Source organism: Collinsella sp. AM09-41, assembly GCF_003473245.1.
GTDB lineage: Bacteria > Actinomycetota > Coriobacteriia > Coriobacteriales > Coriobacteriaceae > Collinsella.
In genome coordinates this window covers 127,803-148,452 of the sequence record NZ_QRMJ01000003.1, presented here as the reverse complement: position 1 = coordinate 148,452, position 20,650 = coordinate 127,803, and the positions used below count along the sequence as shown (strand labels likewise).

The following is a 20,650-nucleotide window of genomic DNA, read 5'->3' as shown; positions in this document are numbered from 1 at the left end:
AAAAACCCGCCGCATAAGCGACGGGTTTTACAACCTGGCTCCCCGGGTAGGACTCGAACCTACAACAGCGCGGTTAACAGCCGCGTGCTCTACCATTGAGCTACCGAGGAATAGGTGCGTGCTCTCAAGCAACGAAGTTTATTATACGGACGAATCAGCGCAGGGCAAGAACTTTTTTAAGAATTTTTCTCCGCCTAGTCATTGGGGACGTTCTTAAACGACTAGTCATTCAAGAACGTCCCCAACGACTACTCATTTAAGTCTGTCCCCAATAACCACCCCCAAACTGTCGCACAACTGACAGCCATAGCAACGCCGCAGATAGAGGACGGACAGCGAAAACCCGCCAGAGCGAGCAAGGTGCCTTGAAACAAGGCGGCATTGACCTTTTGGTCATGCCGCCGAAGTTGAAAGGCAGATTGCCGCTCTGGCGGGTTTGCAGCGTCGGCCAGTTACGGCGTTCGGTAGAACGCCGTAACCCTAAGACTCGATGTAGTCTTTGAGCTTGCTGCTGCGGCTGGGGTGGCGGAGCTTGGCCAGGGTCTTGGACTCGATCTGGCGGATACGCTCGCGCGTGACGCCAAACTCGCGACCGACTTCCTCGAGCGTGCGGGGATGCCCGTCGACAAGGCCAAAGCGCAGCTCGATAACCTTGCGCTCACGATCGGCAAGCGAGTCGAGCACCTGGGTGAGCTGCTCCTGCAGCATGGAGAAGCTGGCAGCATCGGGCGGAACGATAGCCTGGGAGTCCTCGATGAAGTCGCCCAGCTGGGAATCCTCTTCCTCGCCGATGGGGGTCTCGAGCGACACGGGCTCCTGCGAGATCTTCTGGATCTCGCGGACGCGGTCGGCGCTCATGTCCATCTCGGCACCGATCTCCTCGGGGGTCGGGTCGCGACCCAGATCCTGAAGGAGCTGGCGCTGCACGCGGACGAGCTTGTTGATAGTCTCGACCATATGCACGGGAATACGGATGGTACGGGCCTGGTCGGCGATAGCGCGCGTAATGGCCTGACGGATCCACCACGTGGCGTACGTGGAGAACTTGAAGCCCTTCTGGTAGTCGAACTTCTCGACGGCGCGAATCAGACCGAGGTTGCCCTCCTGGATCAGGTCAAGGAACAGCATGCCGCGGCCGACATAGCGCTTGGCGATGGAGACGACCAGACGCAGGTTTGCGCTGATGAGCGCCTGCTTGGCTTCGAGGCCAACGTTCTCAATGCGCGTAAGACGACGCATCTCGGCACGCGTGAGCTCGAGCTCACCGGCATCGGCAGCCTCGAGCTTCTCGGTGGCCTCAAGACCGGCCTCGATCTTCATGGCCAGATCGACCTCTTCGGAGGCGGTCAGCAGGTCGACCTTGCCGATCTCCTTGAGGTACATACGAACCGGATCGCCGGTCAGCATCACCGTGGAGGCATCGATGCCACGCACGCGGGAGCGTGAACGGGACGTGCGCACGGTGCGCTTCTTCTTGCTCTTGGAAGAACCCATCTCGGCATCGGCCTGACGGGCCATCTTGAGCTCGTGATCGTCGAGCGAGCCGGAATCGTGCTCGTCGTCGTCATCGAAATCGTCGGTATCGGTATCGTTATCGTCATCGTCGACGTCCATGGGGGCGTCGTCGTTACCGCTCGCGGAGATAATCTGGATGCCGCTGTTGCGCAGCGCGGAATACACCGCGGTGAGCTGCTCGTCAGAAACATCGATATCCTTCAGGGCGACCTGAATCTCGTCCTCGGTTACCGAAGTCCTGTTTGAGCCGTTGCCCATGAGCTTTGCAACGTAGGATTCCAGCCCAGTACCCGTGCTCTCAGTCTTTTTTGGCACAGATTCTCCCTTCATAGTCCACAGGACTCAATACTTTAGCACACACATCGACGTCTATACCCAAAAAGAGGACTGGATATAGGCGAGAATACGCTGGTTGACCACAACATCTAGGCCTGTTCGGTGCCTGCGACCTCCAGACCGATCAAACGGAACGGGTCCGCCACGCCGCCGATCGACTTTTGCAGCTCGCGTTGACGCTGCGAATCCTGCGCGGCCTGCACGGTCAGCGCGCGACGGGCCTCATCATCGAGCGAACGGTCCTGGCGTAGCTTGGCCTGTGCGGCACGCATGCGGCGCTTGATGGTGTAGAGCTCGAGCGTATCGAGCATAAACACGATGTTCGTCTCGGTGGGGTGCTTGCTCGTCGCCGAGATGCGCCCGGCACTCACAAGCGTTGCCGCCTCGGGACACACCGAGCGCGCCGCATCCATGCAGGCTGCAGGATCGGTTCCCGGCGGCGTTGCCAGAACGGCCCATGCGATGGACTCGTGACGTGGGTCAACCCACTCGATAGAGCAGATGCGGTCGGCATACGTGCGGAACAGGTCGGGGTAGCTCGTGAGCATGGTCAGCAGCTCACGCTCCCCTGCCAAGGACTTACGCTCAAGATCAGTAAGAACCATCGGCGCCGCCGCAGCCGGAGCACCCGAACCATCAGTCGCAGGCACAGCACCCATACCATCAGGCGCGTCGATCGGCGGCAGGTCGTCGACGACCTCCACGGGCGCGGCGCCGTAGGCATCGAGCGGGACGTAGTCATACGGCTCTTCTTCGACCGGCGCGGACACAGGCGGCGTCGCGCCCGATGCCCAAGCACCGCGAGATGCCCCCTGCGAACCAGACGTCCGACCGCCCGCGCTACCAGAGCGCTCAGCCTGTGCCCGCTGGCGCTCATAGTTCTGCTCACGACGTCGTTCCGCATCCTCGCGCTTGGCGACATCGCGAAACACACGGCCCGAGCTCGCACGCACTGTCTCCAGATCCAAACCCAACAGGTCGGCAATTTGAATAAAGTACGTGTCGATCATATAGCTGTCGCGCAGCGGATAGATAAGCGTGAGCGCATCCTCCAGCGCCTTGGCGCGACCGCCCGGCGTGGAGATGTCGCTCGACTCCTGCAGCGAACGGTACACGAAGTCCATGAGCGGCTCGGCGGCGTCAATGCGTTTCTGCAGCTCCCCTCCGCCGTGCGCCGTGATGAACTCCATGGGATCGTTACCGTCGGGCAGCACCACGCAGCGCAGGTCCATAGAATCCTGCTCGATAAACTGAATTGCACGGCGAGCGGCCTTTTGACCGGCGGCATCGCCGTCAAACATATACACGATGCGCTTGGCAAAGCGGGTGAGCGTCTTGACGTGATGCTCCGTGAGCGCGGTGCCCAGCGTGGCGACAACGTTTTTGATCCCCGCCTCCCAGCAGGCGATGCAGTCGGTATAGCCCTCCACCACGACGGCCGTATCCTGCGCGACGATAAACTCCTTGGCCCAGTTAAAGCCATAGAGGTTTCGCTTTTTATGAAACACACTCGTCTCGGCGGTATTGAGGTACTTGGGTTGACCGTCACCCATGATGCGACCGCCAAAGGCAATGTTGTGACCCTGTTCGTCAAAGATGGGAAACATCACGCGGTCGTAGAAGCGGTCGGCAAGCTGCCCGCGCCCGCGGCTCACGGCAACGTTGGCATCGATCATCTCCTGCGGGGTAAAACCCGCCTGGGACAGGTGCGACACCAGCGCGTTGCGGCCAGGCGCAAAGCCCAGGCAGTAGCGGCGGCAGACGTCGCCACCCATGCCGCGGCTGGCAAAGTACTCGCGCGGACGGCCGTCCTTACCGCGCATAAGCATGGTGTGATAGAACTGGGCGGTCTCGGCGCACAGATCGTAGATGCGGGCACGCTTGGTACCGCGCTCGCGGCGGTCTCCGGTGTCGTGCAGCTCAATACCCGCGCGATCGGCCAAATAACGGATTGACTCGGGAAAGCTCAGGTTCTCACGCTTCATGATATAGGTGAAGACGTCGCCACCCTCGCCGCAGCCAAAGCAATGCCACACCTGCGTGGCGGGAATAATGTGGAAGGACGGCGTCTTTTCGCCATGGAAGGGGCAGCAACCCCAAAACTCATGGCCGCGGGGCTTGAGCTCAACCGTTTCCTGCACGATGGCAACTAGGTCGGACGCAGCGCGTACCTGGTCTTTTTCCTCATCACTAATCACGGACACTCACCCCCTGCTCGCCCAAGTTGTGACGAATATCTTCGATATTACCCTCGACGGTCGCGATCAACTCATCCAGCGAATCGAACACGCGCGACGGACGCAGCCAGCGCGTAAACGCCAGCGAAACGGAAGCGCCGTACAGGTCGCCCGTATAACCAATTAAATTGGCCTCGAGATGCGCAGATGCCGCATCGTCGGCATACGTCGGCGGCAGTCCGACGTTAACGGCAGCGGGCCACACGATGTCGTTAACCAGCACCAGGCCCTCATACACGCCATCGGCAGGCACCAGAATGCCGTCGGGAACCTGTAGGTTTGCCGTGGGAAAGCCCATGCCAGAACCCTCGTGACGGCCGCGAATAACACCGCCGCGCACCATATACGGGCGGCCGAGCAACTCAGCAGCAAGCTCCACATGGCCCTGTCCCAGCTCATGACGAATGCGGGTGGCGCAAATGGCCTCACCGCCCTCGCAAAGCAGGTCGTGCCCGTATACGTCAACGCCGCGCTCGGCACCCCAGGCGCGCATCTCGGCAACACCAGAAGCACCGCCACGACCCAGCCTAAAGTCGCTGCCAACGCGAATCGATCGAATGTCGACCAGACGCGACACCAGCGAGAGAAAATCAACATGGTCAAGCGCCGCAACCTCAGGCGTAAAGGGAACGGCCACCACCGCATCGACCCCGGTTTGAGCCAGGGCATGCAGACGGTCGGCCGTCGTCATCAATTTTTGAGCGGGCGAAGGGCTCACCACGACGTCCGGGTCGGGATCGAAGGTAACTACGACCGCCTTACAGCCATGGGCGCGGGCGTCACGGACAAGCGCCGCAATGAGCTCCTGGTGTCCACGGTGCACGCCATCGAACACGCCAATGGCGATCGAGGCAGCACCCAGGTGCTCACACTTATCAAACGCATCGGCAGTAACGATGTGAGCCTCGTCCGACTCGACCGCGAAAAAGATACGCGCGAGCTCGCGAGCGGACAACATCATCGAACACCGCCGATGGCCTGCGGAAAGACATGCTCCATGACAAAGCGGCCGCCCTCAATGCGAGCGAGCGCCTTGAGTCCCCCATCGAGCACCAACGCAAAAGGCGCCTTCGAGGCATCGAAATCGGCAAGCGCACGCTCAACGGGAATGCGTCGGCCGCAGAGCAGATCGTCGGCAAGATTGCCCGGCAAGTCAACACGCGTGGCGCCCAGGGCCGCAATGGGATCCAGGGCAAAGCCAGCCGCGGACTCGGGAGAAAGCTCCTCGACCGCATGACAAGCGCCAATGGAAACAACACCGGAGGCCGTGCGGCGCAGCGCGGAAATGTGCGCGGCGCTCTCGCAGGCGCGGCCCAAGTCGCGAGCGAGCGCACGGATATAGGTACCCTTGCTCACTGAGAACGCCACGGTCCACACACACGTATCACCTTCGCCTCCCACAGCGATCAGGTCGGCGGCATAGACCTCGACAGGGCGCGGAGGTAGGTCCACCGCATTGCCCTCACGAGCAGACTTGTAGGCGCGAACGCCATTGACCGAGATGGCCGAAAACGCCGGCGGCACCTGCATCTGCGGACCCAGCATGGCGGCCAAGCGCTCACGGGCATAGGCAGGATCGCGGAGCTCGTTGGCAACAGCCACGGTGCGGACGGCCTCGCCCTCCGCATCATCGGTATTGGTCTCGGCGCCAAACGAAATGTCGGCGACGTAGCTTTTGGTATCGAGTGTGAGCATACCCAGCAGACGGGTGGCCTGCCCCACGCCCACCACCATGACACCCGATGCCATGGGGTCGAGCGTGCCGGCATGGCCGACGCGACGCTCATGGAGGGCGCGCCGACATTGCGAGACCACATCGTGGGACGTGCAGCCCACCGGCTTATCGACGGCGAGCAGCATATTCAGTTGAGAAGGCGTACGACGAGCCATGTACCATCCAAAAAGTTAAAGCTCGACGGTCACCGAAGCGGGATCCTCCCCTACCAGCTCGGCCAGCATGGGAAGTGCCACGGTGAGCGTCTCGAGAATCGTTCCGTTGTTGGAGAAACCGGCGGCAGCGGGATGTCCGCCTCCGCCAAAGGCAGCAGCGATCTCGGACACGTTGAGGTCGCCCTTGGAGCGCAGGTTGCCGCGCACCTTGGTATCGCCCTCAATGCCCTTCAGGAACAGGCAGACCTCGACGCCCATCACCGAGCGCACCACGTCAACCAGACCGTCGCACTCATCCGAGGTGACACCGCAGGCCTCAAGGTCACTCTGGTACGCGTAGCTATACGCGACGCGCCCGTGGGCCACCGTCTTAATGCGGCCCATAACGATGGACTTGAGGTGCAAAAACTCAACGCGCATGCTCTGGTAAACCTCGAGTGCCACACGCGCCGGATCGGCACCGTGGGCAACCAGACGCGAGGCTGCATGGAACGCGGCTGCATCGGCGTTTTGGTACTGAAAACGGCCGGTATCGGTAACCAAGCCACACAGCAGGCAGGTCGCAACGCCATCACGTGCGACAATGCCGCAATTGTCCAAGAAGCGGTCGATGATCATGGCGCAGGCTGCAGCTTCGACGCGCCTCAGGCTGAGCTCGGCAAACTCCTCGCGCGCCGGATGGTGATCGAAGCACACCACATGCTTGGAGCGACGAAGCACCTCGGCGGAATTATTGAGACGCTCGACGACCGGCACGTCCACCGAGATGAACAGGTCCGGATTGCCGGTGTACGCAGATGCCGGCGTCAGGCGATCGGAGCCTTCCATAAAGCGGTAGATGCGCGGAACTGGGTCATCATCTGCCAGCAGCAGCGCAATGTCCTTGTTGGGGAAAAACTTCATGAGCGAAAGGCCCAGACCCAAAACGGAGCCCAAGGCATCGCCATCGGGAGAAGTGTGTCCCGAAATCGCAATGGAGGACGCACCCTCGATGAGCTCGAGGATGCGTCGCTGAATATCTGCAGACTCGCACGAGGCGAGGTCGGCGGAATTAGTCATCTAAAGCTGCCTCCTGGGCGGCATCCGCTATCGGATAGCCGTCCTCGTCCTTTTCGATCGCAAGCGTGGCGGGAACGTTTTCCAGCGCACGCGTGATGCGCTCGGCCTCGTCGGTCGAGCGATCGATGCGAAAATCGAGCTCGGGCATGACGCGCCAATCGAGCGAGCGAGCCAACAGGCTGCGAATACGGCCCTTGGCGCTTGCGAGCGCCTCCATGACCTCGTCGTAGCGGCTCGCATCGCACGACACGTACACGCGCGCGAACGAACGGTCCACCGCGACCTCGACCGCGGTCAAAGTAACCAGGTCGAGACGCGGATCGGAAACCTCAAAGAGCAGGATATAACCGAGCTTCTCGCGAAGCTGCTCGCCCAGACGGCGGGTTGCCTGCGTTTGCTTCATAGCGCTACCCCCTACTCGGTACGGGCAACCTGGTCGATACGGTAACCCTCGATCTGGTCGCCGGGCTTGATGTCCTGGAAGTTCTCCAGGCCAATGCCGCCCTCGGAACCGCTCTTGAGGCTCTTGGCCTCATCCTTGTAGTGGCGCATCGAGGCGATCTTGCCGTTGAAGACCACGATGCCGTCGCGCACCAGACGCACGGAATCGGTCGCGGCGATCTCGCCCTCTTCGACGCGGACACCGGCGGCGATACCGACTTTGGGCACCTTGAAGGTGTCCAGGACGGTCGCGGTACCCGTGGAGACCTCGACCTCGGTGGGCTTGAGCATGCCGATACGGGCAGCGTCGAGCTCCTCGAGGCACTTGTAGATGACGTCGTAGCAACGGATCTCGACGCCCTCGCGCTCGGCGGCGGAACGCGCCTTACCGTCGGGGCGGACGCCAAAGCCGATGATGATGGCGTTGGAGGCGTCGGCCAGGACGACGTCGGTCTCGTTGATGGCACCAACGGCGGAGTGGATCGTGTTGATGCGAACCTCGGACTGATCCATCTTGTCGAGCGAGTCCTGAAGGGCCTCGATGGAACCCTGGACGTCGGCCTTGATGATCAGGTTGAGCTCCTTGACCTCGGCGTCGGCAATGGTCTCAAAGAGGTTCTCGAGCGTGACGTGCTTGACGCGGCTCTGCTCCTCGATACGGGCCTTGAGCGAACGCTCGTCCGCAAGGGCACGAGCCTCGCGCTCGTCCTCGAACACGCGGAACTCGTCACCGGCGTTGGGTACGGACTGCAGACCCAGGATCTCGACGGCGTCGGAGGGACCGGCCTCGGTGACGGCGCGGCCCTTGGGGTCGAGCATAGCGCGGACGCGGCCGTAGGTGAGGCCGGCGACCAGCGTATCGCCCACGTGCAGGGTACCGCGGGTCACGAGCACGGTAGCGACCGAGCCGCGGCCCTTGTCGAGCTTAGCCTCGAGGACGTTACCGGAGGCAAAAGTGTCGGGGTTGGCCTTGAGCTCGAGCACGTCGGCCTGGAGCAGCACGGTCTCGAGCAGATCGTCGATACCGATCTTCTGCTTGGCCGAAATGTTGACGAACATGTTCTGTCCGCCCCACTCCTCGGGGATGACACCGTACTCGGTGAGCTCCTGGCGCACGCGGTCGGGGTTGGCGCCCGGCTTATCGATCTTGTTGACGGCGACGACGATGGGTACGCCGGCGGCCTTGGCGTGGTTGATCGACTCGACGGTCTGGGGCATGACGCCGTCGTCGGCAGCCACGATCAGAATGACGATGTCGGTCACCTTGGCACCACGGGCACGCATGGCCGTAAAGGTGGCATGGCCCGGGGTATCGATGAAGGTGATCTTGCGGTCGTTGATCATAACCTGCGAAGCGCCGATTGCCTGGGTAATGCCGCCCGCCTCGCCGGCAGCGACGCCGGTGTGACGGATGGCGTCGAGGAGGCTCGTCTTGCCGTGGTCGACGTGGCCCATGACGGTGACGACCGGGGCGCGCGGCTTAAGGTCGGCGGGATCGTCGTAGAACGAGAAGGTGTTCTCCTCCTCGGGGGTGATGATCTTGATCTGACGACCCAGGTCGTCGGCAACGAGCTCGACAAGGTCATCGGACATGGACTGCGTCATGGTAAGCGGCGTACCCAGCAGGAACAGTCGCTTGATGATGTCGTTGGCCGGAACGTCGAGCGCCTCGGCGAGCTCCTGGACCGTAACGCCCTGGGAGACCTTGATGGCGTCGAGGTCCTCGGGGTTCACGCCCTGGGCCAGCGCCTCCTCTATCTTGCGCTCCTCCTGAGCCTTGGCAGCCTCGCGCTCGCGCTTCTCCTTGCGCTTTTTGCGGCGACCGGTGGACTCGCGAGAGGCCTCCTCGACGGCGGCACGAGCCTCCTCGAGCACCTTCTCGCGGCTGTACTCCTCGGCCTCGCGCGCCATGCGGCTGTAGTGGTCCTCTTCGTTGTTGTGACCGCCCTTGCGCTTCTTGCCCTTGCCCTGCTTATCGGGGTTGGGGAAGTCCATGCCGGCAGCGACGTTGTTGCTGGCGTTGGTGCGATGGCTGTGCGGACGGCTCTCGGAGGCGTTGCGCTCGGATTTGTTGTCAGAGGCGTTGCGATCGTTACGACGGCCACCGCGGCGGTCGTTGTTGCCGCCACGACGGTTACCGCGCTCGGCGGCGCGCTCAGCTTTGGCCTTGTCCTCGGCGTCCTTCTTCTCCTTGAGCACGGTCTCCTGTGCGGCGATCTGGTCGAGCAGCGAACGGAAGCGCGAACCGGAGTCGGAAGCGGGAACGGCGCGGCGCTGGGCCTCGCGGGCAGCCTCCTCCTTCTCGCGAGCAAGGCGCTCCTGCTCGGCCTTCTTCTTGGCCTCGGCCTCGGCGCGGGCAGCCTCCTCGGCAGCCTGGGCTGCGGCAAACTGGCGGCGCTCCTCCTCGCGTGCCTTCTCGGCGGCGATGCGCTCGCGCTCGGCCTCGGCGGCGCGGGCGGCTTCCTCGGCGGCAGCTGCCTGCTCCTCGGCCTGCTTGGCGGCCTCGACTTCCTGAGCGCGGGCCTCGATCACCGAGGCGAGCTGCTTGCGGACCATGGCGACATAGGCGTCCTCCAAGGTGGAGGAAGCGGACTTAGCAGGAATCTTCATATCGGCGAGATGACCCATCAGTTCCTTGGAGGTCATGCCGAACTCTTTGGCCAGGGTGGACACACGGACTTTTGCCATATGACTTCACCTACCCTTTCTGGCACCTTGGGTGCCTAGAGACTGAACGAGCGTGGGAGACGCGCCGGGACCCACCCGGCGCGACCGCGCGCTAGATCAGGTCCTCCGCATCATCGAAGGCGTCGGTGTCGTGGACACCGCAGAAACGGGAGCCGGGACGGGCCTGGTTGCGGCACTGGATGCCGTCCTCGGACACGTACTCGCAGCGGCGGACGTCCTCGTCCTCCTCGTCACCGATCAGGTCGGCGGCGGGCTCCTCGTGAACGGGAACGTTCTTGAGGATGTCGGCGGCAAGCGTCTCGGACTTGATGTCAATGTGCCAGCCGGTCAGGCGCGCGGCGAGGCGGGCGTTCTGGCCCTCCTTGCCGATGGCGAGGGACAGCTGGTCGTCGGGCACGATGACGCCGGCGTAGGCCTTCTCCTCGTCGATGAGGACGCGGGTGACCTTAGCGGGCGACAGGGCGTTGGCGACGTAGACGGCAGGATCGGCATCCCACAGGATGACGTCGACGCGCTCGCCACGGAGCTCGCCCACGACAGCGCGAACACGGCTGCCCTTGGGGCCGACGCAGGCGCCCACGGGATCCAGACGGTCGTCGAGGGAGTGGACGGCGACCTTGGAACGCTGGCCGGGCTCGCGGGCGATCGACTTGATCTGGACGGTGCCCTCATAGATCTCGGGCACCTCCTGCTCAAACAGACGACGCATGAGCTCGGGGTGGGTACGGGAGATGACAATCGGCGGACGGCTGTGCTCGCCACGAACCGGCTGCAGGTTGGAGTTGGGGTCGCGAACGTCGATGATCACGGCCTTGATGTGCTGGTTGTGCAGGTAGCGCTCGCCCATCGGACGCTCGTTGCGCTCGTTCTCGTAACGGCGCTGATCGAAGTGCGGAAGCTCGGCCTCGACGCCCTCGCGAATCTTGACGATCGTGAAGTCGGGCGTGGATTGCAGCACGGTACCGCTGATGAGGTCACCGATGCGGCCGGAGAACTCCTCGTAGATCTGCTCGCGGGCGGAGTTGCGCACGATGGCGTTGATCTCGGCCTTGGCGTGCTGGGCGGCGATGCGGCTCGTGTTCTTGGGGGTGACGTCGATCTCCTCGAACTCGGTGAAGTTGCCCTCCTCGTCCATGGAATCGTCGATCGGCTCCAGGCGGTAGACGTAGATCTTGCCGGTGGTGCGGTCGATGGTCACCTTGGCGCCCCACTCAAGATGCAGGATCTCGGCATAGCTCTTGGCGAGCGACTGCTCCAGGCGGTCGATCAGGTAGAGCTGGTCGATGTGCTTCTCCTGGCAAAGCTCCATCAGGGCGGACATCATGTCGGATGCTGCCATCTTACTTTCCTTCCTTCGCGGGCTTGAAGTCGTAGGTGGGCTTCAACTTGCACTTTTTAACATCAGAGAAATCGAGGGTGACGGACTCGCCGTCCTCGAGCTCGAGGGTCACGTCGGTCTCGGTCGCAGCCGCAATCTTGCCGGCGTACTTGCGACGGCCCTCGGAGGCGGTGGAGGTGAGCTCACAGTTCTCGCCCACAAAGCGGGCAAAGTCGCGCGGACGGCGCAGCGGGCGCGCCATGCCCGGGCTCGACACCTCAAGCGTATAGCTCGAAGAGATAGGGTCGAGCTCCTCAATCACATCGCCGACCCACTTGGTGTTGGCCGTGACGTCATTGAGCGACAGGCTCTGACCCTCGGCACCCTCGATACGCACGCGCACGCAGGGGGCCTTGGTGGCACCCACGAGCTCAACGTCGACAATGTCGACATCGTGCTGGGGAGCAACGGCCTCGAGCGCGTCGATGATCGCCTGCTCGGTCTTGGTCTTGACCATTGCGGCACCTCCATCCATACAAAAAAGAAGCGGGGCCGAAACCCCACTTCTTTCAATTACAACTTCATTTGCAAGCAAACTATACCAATAGCTGCGAAAACGTGCAAGCACCGTACGAATCTGCAGGTCAGCGTGCGCACAGCTTCTCCACAAGAATAGGACAATTGACCGCAAGCACTTGGTCGGGTACACGCAAGACGAGGGGCGACCCAGCCGGATCGTCCCTCGTCTTTAATGTGTCAGCTAAGCGCGCAGCGCTTACTTGACCACCAGGTTGACCAGCTTGCCGGGCACGCAGATGGCCTTGACGACCGTCTTGCCCTCAAGCCACTTGGCAACGGCTTCCTCAGCGGCAGCTTGCATCTCCTCGTTGGAGGCGTCGCGGGCGACGTCGATGCGGCCACGGACCTTGCCGAGCACCTGGACGACGATCTGCACCGTATCCTCGATGGACTCGGCCAGGTCGAACTCGGGCCAGGCGGCGGTGTAGGCGTTGCCCTCGCAGCCGAGGGCCTCGTGCCACAATTCGTCGGCCCAGAACGGGCAGATGGGGGCAAGGACGCTCACGATATCCTTAGCCACGCCGTAGCACAGCGCCTTGTCGCGGGCGGCACCCTCGGTGGCGTTGAGGTAGGCGCTCGCCGCGTTGACGAGCTCCATGACGGCCGAGATGGCGGTGTTGAACTGGCCACGATCGAAGTCCTCGGTGCACTTGGCGATGGTGCGATGGCGCTCGCGGTAGAGCTTCATCGCTGTCTCGTCGAGCGCGGACTTATCAAAGGCCACGTTGGCGTCGCCGGACTGGACGAGCTGCCACACGATACGCCAGGCGCGCTTAATGAAGCGGTTAGCGCCCTCGACGGCCTTGGGATCCCAGTCGAAGTCCTTCTCGGGCGGGGCGATAAACAGGATCGCCAGACGCATGGTGTCGGCACCGTAGGGCTCAATGACTGAACTCGGGGGCACGACGTTGCCCTTGGACTTGGACATGGTGTCGCCGTTCTCGTCCTTGACCATGCCCTGGCACAGCAGGTTGGTAAAGGGTTCGTCAACGCTCAGCAGGCCCAGGTCGCGCAGCGCCTTGGTAAAGAAGCGACTGTAGAGCAGGTGCAAAATGGCGTGCTCGATGCCGCCGATGTAGTTATCGACGGGCATCCAACGATCGGCGGCCTCACGGGAGAAGGGCAGCTCGGTGTTGTGCGGGTCGGTATAGCGCAGGTAATACCAGCTGGAGCAGGTGAAGGTGTCCATGGTATCGGTCTCGCGCTTGGCCGGGCGACCACAGACCGGGCAGGTGGTCTCGTAGAACTCCTTGCACTCGGCGAGGGTCTCGCCGGCACCCAGGTCCAGGTTCTCGGGCAGCGTCACCGGCAGCTGGTCCTCGGGCACGGGCACGATGCCGCAGTGCTCGCAGTGGATGGCCGGGATGGGGTTGCCCCAGTAACGCTGACGGCTGATGAGCCAGTCGCGCAGGCGGAACTCGACCTTGCGACGGCCGCAGCCCATGGCCTCGAGGTCGGCCACGATGGCAGCCTCGCCCTCAGAGTGCTTGCCGCCGCGCATGCCGGTGTACTTGCCCGACTGGACGAGCGTGCCCTCGGCAGCGTGGGCGCAATCCCAGTCGACGTTCTCGGCATGGAAGGTGTCGATGGTCTCGCCGCTAGCCTCGACGGCAGCGCGATCCTCATCGTCCAGGATGATCGGCACGATAGGCAGGTCGTACTTGCGGGCGAACTCAAAGTCGCGCTGGTCGCCGCAGGGAACGGCCATGACGGCACCGGTGCCGTAGTCGGCAACGACATAGTCAGCAACCCACACGGGGATCTTCTCGCCGTTGACGGGGTTTACCACGTAGCGGCCCGTAAAGGCGCCGTGCTTCTCGAGGGTGCCCTGGGCGCGCTCGACGGCAGAGATATGCTTGGAGTCCTCGACGATCTTGGTGACGGCCTCCTCGTACTGAGTGCCCTCGACGAGCTCGTGCAGGCGCACGTACTCGGGAGACAGGACAAAGAAGGAAACGCCAAAGAGCGTGTCGGCGCGCGTGGTGAAGACGGTGATCTTACCCTCGTCGCCCTCGATGGGCTCGCCATCGGTGTCGCACAGGGTAAAGTCGACCTCTGCGCCCTCGGAGCGGCCGATCCAGTTGGCCTGCATCTGCTTGACGCGCTCGGGCCAGCCGGGGAGCTTCTCCAGGTCATCGAGCAGCTCCTGGGAGTAGTCGGTGATCTTGTAGTACCACTGCTCGAGGTCACGCTTCTCGGGCTCGGTGCCGCAACGCCAGCACTTGCCCTCGGTTACCTGCTCGTTGGCCAAAACGGTCTTGCAGGTGGGGCACCAGTTGACCGGGTTCTTCTTGCGGTAGACCAGACCCTTTTCCCACATCTTTTCAAAGATCCACTGACCCCAGCGATAGTAGTCGGGGCTACAGGTCTTAACGGTACGATCCAGATCGTAGGAGAAGCCCATGCGCCTCATCGTGGCGAGCGCCTGGTCCATGTTCTTATACGTCCAGGCGGCAGCCTGTGTGTTGTGCTTGATGGCGGCATTCTCGGCGGGCAGACCAAAGGCATCGAAGCCGATGGGGTGCAGCACGTCGTAGCCGCGCATGCGGGCCTGACGGGCCATGGCATCGCCGATGGTGTAGTTGCGCGCGTGGCCCATGTGCAGGTCGCCCGACGGATACGGGAACATCTCGAGCACATACTTCTTGGGCTTGCTGTCGTCGGTGTCGACGGCAAAGAGGTTGGAGTCCTCCCAGGCCTTCATCCACCGGGACTCAATGGCCTGCGCGTCGTAGGCAGGGATCTCATCCTTATGATCTGTGCAATCGCACATATCAGCTCCTTTGTTAGCTGGGTTGGGGCGGGGCGTTCTTACCTTTACTCGCTGCTGCGGACAGTCCTGCTCGCACGAAGAGCACATTAAGTGCTCTTCGGCTCGTGCGGAACTTGCAGCGAGCAAAGGTAAGAACGCCCCGCCACATCGTTAACTCGACTGATGATAGCAAATACAACAAGCGAGATGCCTGCGACTTGCAGGCATCTCGCTTTATCTAAATAACGTGGTTGAGGCTCAACCTTTATGTGCAGGTCTTATCTTATCGATACGTTACGCTCTGTTGGGAGTCCTTGACTACGACGTCGTGGGCTCCGCCTTCGACGATGGAGGTGGAGCTGACCAGGGTCAGGCGCGCCTTTTCCTGGAGCTCGGGGATCGAGAGGGCGCCGCAGTTGCACATCGTGGACTTGACCTTGTAGAGTGTGCCGCCCACGCCGTCCTTGAGGGAGCCGGCGTACGGGACGTAGGAGTCGACGCCCTCGACGAAGCTGAGCTTCGCGGCGCCGCCCAGGTCGTAGCGCTGCCAGTTGCGGGCGCGCGCAGAGCCCTCGCCCCAGTACTCCTTCATGTACTGGCCATTAACGTTGACGCGCTCGGTCGGGCTCTCGTCAAAGCGGGCGAAGTAGCGGCCCAGCATCATAAAGTCGGCACCCATGGCAAGGGCGAGCGTCATGTGGTAGTCGTAGACGATACCGCCGTCGGAGCACACGGGCACGTAGACGCCGGTCTCCTCGTAGTACTCGTCGCGAGCGCGGCAGACATCGATCAGCGCGGTGGCCTGACCACGGCCGATACCCTTGGTCTCGCGGGTAATGCAGATGGAGCCGCCGCCGATACCGACCTTGATGAAGTCGGCACCGCAGTCGGCCAAAAAGCGGAAGCCCTCGGCGTCGACGACGTTACCGGCACCGACCTTGACGTCCTCGCCGTAGTTAGCGCGGATCCACTCGATGGTGCGCTTCTGCCACTCGCTGAAGCCCTCGGAAGAGTCAATGCACAGGACGTCGGCACCGGCCTCGATAAGCAGCGGCACGCGCTCGGCATAGTCGCGGGTGTTGATACCGGCGCCGACCATGTAGCGCTTATCGCCGTCGAGCAGCTCGTTGGGGTTGGTCTTGTGGCTGTCGTAATCCTTGCGGAAGACGATGCCCATGAGGTGATCGTTGTCGTCGACAATGGGCAGAGCGTTGAGCTTGTTGTCCCAGATGACGTCGTTGGCAACCTTGAGGCTGATGTTCTTGTCGCCCACGATGAGCTGCTCGCGCGGGGTCATGAACTCGGAGACCTTCTTCTGGTGGTCATCGCGGCTGGGGCGATAGTCACGGCTGGTGACGATGCCCAGGAGCTTGCCCTTGGGAGTGCCATCGTCGGTGACCGGCATGGTGGAGTGGCCGGTCTTCTCCTTGAGCTCGATGACCTGCTCCATGGTCATGTCGGGGGTCAGCGTGGAATCGGACTGAACGAAACCAGCCTTGTGATCCTTAACGGCCTTAACCATAGCAGCCTCGGACTCGGGGGTCTGAGAACCGTAAATGAAGGACAGGCCACCCTCGGTAGCGAGCGCGACGCCCATGTCGACGCCCGAGACGGACTGCATGATGGCGGAAACCATGGGGATGTTCAGGGTGATTGCCGGCTTCTCACCGCGCTTGAAGCGGGTTAGCGGCGTCTTAAGAGAGACGTTGTTGGGGATGCACTGCGAGGACGAGTAACCAGGAACCAGCAGATACTCCGAAAACGTGTGGGACTCACCGGGAAAGAACGTAGCCATGTTTCTCCTTTTTCCATGCGACCGGTCGGCTGCAGGCCTCGTAGGACCCAGCCCAACCTTGGGCGCCCAATACTGGGGAAGTATCTTAACGCACTTTGACTGCTACAATGCATGATTTAAGAAGAGCACACGAGGGTTTGACGCAGGCTTTGCGTTTGCCCAGCAAACACTTTAGCGGGGAGACGTGGAGCGTATGAAGTACAAGACGACGGCAAAGTTGGTCATTCAAGCGTGCGACAAAGACCTACCGGGCGTGTTCGGCCACGGCTGCGTCTTGCTGCTGCAGGGTATTGCCCACGAACACTCGCTCAACCGTGCCGCCAAGAGCATGGGCATGGCGTATTCCAAGGCCTGGCGCATCGTAAACGAGGCCGAAGGCCAGCTGGGCTGCAAGCTCATCGAGCGCGACGGAGCCCGCGGATCATCGCTCACCCCCGCCGGCGAGCGCGCCATAGCGGCCTACGAGGAGCTGCAGGCCGACATCAACAACGTCATCGCCACCAAAGCCAACGACCTCATCGCCAGCATCAATGCAGAGTAGTCCTTTTGGGACTGAATTGTTGTCCACCGTGCCCTCGGATTGAGGCTCGTGCCACAAAACGGGCCCATCTACTACGTTTAGCTGAATACCCTCGACCATACCGGACATTATGAAAATAAAACCGCTGGTAGACAGCTTGGCAATTTTCGAAATAGGCGGGTATGGTCGACCCCTATGGCTTAAACGTAGTAAATAGGCCGTTTTCGTGACACACACCCCGATTAGTTACTTTCGGAGCGCGTTGTCCAGGGTGGACGCTACAACCAGGGGGTCGTCGGTACCGGCGAAGAGGCGAATGGTGCTCCCCTGCTTGCCGCGCGGAGCAGAGAGTCGCGTCGTTGCGCCGCCGGCGGGCGATGTGCGAAACTCCCCCGGCAAAGCATCGAACAAATCGCCCGCACTGCGCTCGATAAGGTCAAACTCAACTGCCGGACCAAAGCCGTGCTCGAGGATTCCAGTTGCAACCGCATGGTCGGGATGCGAGCTCAGTCCAGGATAGCGCACGGCGTGCACCATCTCATTGGCAGCCAAGTACTCGGCCAGCGCACGTGCGCGGTCGAAATGTGCCTGCATGCGGGCATCGAGCGAGTCCAGCCCGCGCTCCAGCACACCGGCCTCATCAGCAGGCAAATCAAGTTTGACCAAGCCACAGCCCTCAAGCAGAGCATGCGCGCACTCGGCAGCAGCATCCACACGATGGCGCTTGAGCTGCGAGCGCGCGACCGATATGGCAACCAACTTGTGCGGAGCCTCACCGGCGCACACGCGGTCAAGTGCCTCGAGCGACAGCACGGCACCCAAGCGCAACGGATCGCACCCAAAGACACCAGCCACGGTGTTATCCACCACGAGCAGCGCATGAGCCTCACGCGCGGCACGTCCTAACGCGCGCAGATCGGGCACGCGCAATCCAAACCCACCAATAGAGTTGACGAACCACCACAGGTGCGGCCCCTCGACCTCAAACGAAGCATCAAAGCCCTCGGACGCAGCAGTAAACGCCGCAACCGACGGCTCCTCCACCATAGCCACGTCGCAGCACTCAAAGCCGCGCGCAAACGCATCGGCAAAGTCATCGGCAAACGCAACCAGGCGATCGCCGGGACGTACAATCCCCAACAGAGACAGCGCCGCCGGCACATGCGAGGCCGCAACCAATCGCGCCTCACGCGCGCCGGCCCTCAAAGCCCAGGCCTCTTCTAGCTGCTGTACGTCCACGCGGCACCGTCCCTTCATAAGCAAAAACCCACGATGCGGGTGTTCCCCGCATCGTGGGCAACGGCTGCAGTATAGCGCCGATAGGCGACGAAACGCCTAGATGCTGAGCGTGTGATAGGTCACGCTCGCACCCGGAGCGTCAACGATCACGCCATAGGCCTCGGGTGGCCAAAAGCGTCTGCAACGTCGAGCATCTCAAAGTTGGCATCCCAGCAGTCAAAGATACGATGCACCAACACCGCGAGTTCCTCGGCACACAGCAGGGGAAACGGCGCATCTGCCGCACCCTGAAGCGCGACCGACCCGCCCGAGCATGCGTCGAATAGCGGCACCAAAAATGGGTCGGTTAATGCCGGCGATGCGGTATACAGATACGGCACGCGCAGGACTTTGGCTTGGATGCCGTCGCGCGATGCATAGTAACGGCACAGGTCGTTGGCAGCGCGGGCGATAATGCCCTTGCCCGTCTGGGCGCCACTGGCGGCCGTGGCGTCGTCGTCACATCCGCCAGTGGTGCCCTCTGCACCCGCGGGCCCCGCAATAAACAGCAGCTGCACATTGCGTCCCATACAGGCACGAAACACCGAGCGCAGCAGCCCAATGTCGCCAAAAGTCACGGTATGCGGGGTGAGGTAGGTAGAAAGGTAGACCACGCGCTCAAACTCGTAGGCCTGGTCCAGGTGCTGGAGGAGCTCTTTCCACGAAGCATGGTACGACGACTCATCGCGGCGCGCGTCCTGCGCGGCTACGACCTACACATGGTCGCCGGGGAACGCCTTGGAGCAAAAGTCATCGTCAACATATGCGGTGTTGCCAACAACCAGCACCTCCATGGCGTACTCCCCCCCTAAAATCCACTTCTGTCATAGTCAAACATGCGTATTTTACGCTGTCAACGCGAGTTGAGGCGCCTTTAAGGCTGTTTTAAGAACTTTTTTAGAGGATGTGGGGACATCGAGAGTGCTAAATGAGCACCCAATCCGGAAGTATGCGGCAAATTCTTGATATGCCGACCACACTGAATAGTGACAACGTTTCTACCTGCGGTTTCTTTACATGAAAAGGACTGTGTGCTCGAGGGTTCCGAAATTTGCCGCATACTTCCGTCGAGCGATTCCGGAAGTGCGGTGAAAAACCGAGATCTGTCGACTAGGCCCCTGCTTTGGGCATCCGCGACCTGCGATTTTGTTGCCGAAAACGGGGTGTGCTCGGAGGTTTCCGATTATCCCCGCACTTCCGAAATTACGACTCCGCATCGAGGGTTTTAGCAACAATGCTGGCATCCTCGTCAACATCCAGCAGTCGCGAATACATCAAAGGGCGTTGCCGGAAAACCGAACAACGAGCCTTCTTTGTCTCCGCCTCACGTAGAGTCCGTGGCGACTGTATCGCTGAAAACAATGAACGCGTGGGGACAACGGTGCCGTTACAGATATTGGCAAGAGCGGCATACATACATTTTAGACGGGTAGTGTTTCATGTGCGCCAAAAGGCACACGCACAACCCTATTCTTCGTCACGATTCCCCAATGAACAAATCGCGTTTTCAATTCCGCGAAGGCGCTTGCCAAGCTGCCTAATTTCGCGGTAGGCGGCCTTTTGGTCCTTCTCAAACGCGGTCTCAAGAGAAATTGTAATCATGCTCTCAAATGAGCCTATCTCAACTGGGCAGATAGCCGAGAAGCGCCTGCGCCTATATTTATTTGAAAAGGAGACATTTACATCAACAATGGAGTGCCCCCACAATCCTTCGAGGTCCTCAAAGCTTCCCAAGAGAATGTCCCTCTCCTGTTTAGGAGGCAAAATAGCGTAGCCCCTATCAAACACTACGGAGGCATGTTTGTATTCGAAAGAATCCTTTAGAAACAAGTCAGGAGAAAGTCGAAACGAAACATTGTATGCAGGCGCCTCTCCGATATTTCTGATAACAAGCCGCGCCAGTGAGGGCGAGACAACATCTGGCCGAATGAACATAATAATATCCGGAGAAGTTTGAATCACCAGGGTTCTAAGGCCCGTCCACGATGCAGCGACAGTTGCTATGGCCACCATCGAACTAATCCAAAGGGATACTAAATCTAATTCACTCATTAACTGTCCAAACTACTGGCGCCGTCACATGTCGTACAAGAAGAGGCTGCGGCGCATATGCCGACAAAAAATAACGAGGGCCCCCGACGCTTGAATCTCGCCGAGGACCCCCATAAAATGTTTGATGTTGGCCCGCTAAGTCAACATCACGCTAGGCTTTAGTTGCCGCTAAAGCCTAGCGAATCTTTAC

The 20,650-nt window shown here is 61.3% G+C and carries 15 protein-coding genes and 1 tRNA gene; 1 reads left to right on the top strand and 15 read right to left on the bottom strand.

Annotated elements, in window-relative coordinates; translation table 11 throughout:
* Positions 1 to 35 precede the first annotated feature (35 nt).
* The 12 genes from DW112_RS05165 to DW112_RS05110 form a co-directional block, all read right to left on the bottom strand.
* A tRNA-Asn gene (locus tag DW112_RS05165) sits at positions 36 to 110 on the bottom strand.
* A 370-nt stretch (positions 111 to 480) separates the two neighbouring features.
* Positions 481 to 1,830, bottom strand: coding sequence for an RNA polymerase sigma factor RpoD (gene rpoD, locus DW112_RS05160; RefSeq protein WP_055286388.1), 1,350 nt, complete (start codon positions 1,828 to 1,830; stop codon positions 481 to 483).
* Between the two features lie 110 nt (positions 1,831 to 1,940).
* On the bottom strand, positions 1,941 to 4,049 hold the full coding sequence (dnaG, locus tag DW112_RS05155) for a DNA primase (protein ID WP_118328550.1): 2,109 nt from the start codon (positions 4,047 to 4,049) through the stop codon (positions 1,941 to 1,943).
* Complete coding sequence (gene ribF / locus DW112_RS05150; protein ID WP_233545866.1) at positions 4,042 to 5,049, bottom strand: riboflavin biosynthesis protein RibF; 1,008 nt, start codon at positions 5,047 to 5,049, stop codon at positions 4,042 to 4,044. The genes dnaG and ribF overlap by 8 nt, the downstream gene beginning before the upstream one ends.
* Positions 5,046 to 5,978, bottom strand: a complete 933-nt coding sequence (gene truB, locus DW112_RS05145; RefSeq protein ID WP_117564812.1) for a tRNA pseudouridine(55) synthase TruB — start codon at positions 5,976 to 5,978, stop codon at positions 5,046 to 5,048. The genes ribF and truB overlap by 4 nt, the downstream gene beginning before the upstream one ends.
* 15 nt (positions 5,979 to 5,993) lie before the next feature.
* Complete coding sequence (locus DW112_RS05140; RefSeq protein ID WP_118328479.1) at positions 5,994 to 7,037, bottom strand: bifunctional oligoribonuclease/PAP phosphatase NrnA; 1,044 nt, start codon at positions 7,035 to 7,037, stop codon at positions 5,994 to 5,996.
* Positions 7,030 to 7,440: a 30S ribosome-binding factor RbfA gene (gene rbfA / locus DW112_RS05135; protein WP_118328478.1), complete on the bottom strand. Its 411-nt coding sequence runs from the start codon at positions 7,438 to 7,440 to the stop codon at positions 7,030 to 7,032. The genes DW112_RS05140 and rbfA overlap by 8 nt, the downstream gene beginning before the upstream one ends.
* Before the next feature lie 11 nt (positions 7,441 to 7,451).
* The gene (infB, locus tag DW112_RS05130) at positions 7,452 to 10,166 is read right to left on the bottom strand and encodes a translation initiation factor IF-2 (RefSeq protein WP_118328477.1); all 2,715 of its coding nucleotides are present in this window, start codon (positions 10,164 to 10,166) and stop codon (positions 7,452 to 7,454) included.
* Between the two features lie 91 nt (positions 10,167 to 10,257).
* Positions 10,258 to 11,505, bottom strand: coding sequence for a transcription termination factor NusA (gene nusA / locus DW112_RS05125; RefSeq protein WP_006234042.1), 1,248 nt, complete (start codon positions 11,503 to 11,505; stop codon positions 10,258 to 10,260).
* Position 11,506: 1 nt separating this feature from the next.
* A complete protein-coding gene (gene rimP, locus DW112_RS05120) occupies positions 11,507 to 12,001 on the bottom strand; it encodes a ribosome maturation factor RimP (protein ID WP_117639296.1) in 495 nt (164 codons plus the stop codon).
* Positions 12,002 to 12,259: 258 nt separating this feature from the next.
* Positions 12,260 to 14,836, bottom strand: coding sequence for a leucine--tRNA ligase (gene leuS, locus DW112_RS05115; protein ID WP_118259377.1), 2,577 nt, complete (start codon positions 14,834 to 14,836; stop codon positions 12,260 to 12,262).
* 262 nt (positions 14,837 to 15,098) lie between these two features.
* A complete protein-coding gene (locus DW112_RS05110; protein WP_117765727.1) occupies positions 15,099 to 16,610 on the bottom strand; it encodes an IMP dehydrogenase in 1,512 nt (503 codons plus the stop codon).
* A 193-nt stretch (positions 16,611 to 16,803) separates the two neighbouring features.
* Here DW112_RS05110 and DW112_RS05105 point away from each other — a divergent pair, with 193 nt between their 5' ends.
* Positions 16,804 to 17,151, top strand: a complete 348-nt coding sequence (locus tag DW112_RS05105; protein WP_117765729.1) for a winged helix-turn-helix domain-containing protein — start codon at positions 16,804 to 16,806, stop codon at positions 17,149 to 17,151.
* A gap of 225 nt (positions 17,152 to 17,376) precedes the next feature.
* Here the strand turns inward: DW112_RS05105 and DW112_RS05100 are convergent, their stop codons facing one another.
* The 3 genes from DW112_RS05100 to DW112_RS05090 form a co-directional block, all read right to left on the bottom strand.
* The gene (locus DW112_RS05100) at positions 17,377 to 18,369 is read right to left on the bottom strand and encodes a PLP-dependent transferase (protein WP_158571731.1); all 993 of its coding nucleotides are present in this window, start codon (positions 18,367 to 18,369) and stop codon (positions 17,377 to 17,379) included.
* A 146-nt stretch (positions 18,370 to 18,515) separates the two neighbouring features.
* Positions 18,516 to 19,022 (bottom strand): hypothetical protein, encoded by a 507-nt coding sequence (locus tag DW112_RS05095; RefSeq protein WP_117635109.1) that lies wholly within the window; start codon positions 19,020 to 19,022, stop codon positions 18,516 to 18,518.
* Between the two features lie 853 nt (positions 19,023 to 19,875).
* A complete protein-coding gene (locus DW112_RS05090; protein WP_147351828.1) occupies positions 19,876 to 20,460 on the bottom strand; it encodes a hypothetical protein in 585 nt (194 codons plus the stop codon).
* Positions 20,461 to 20,650: the final 190 nt, after the last annotated feature.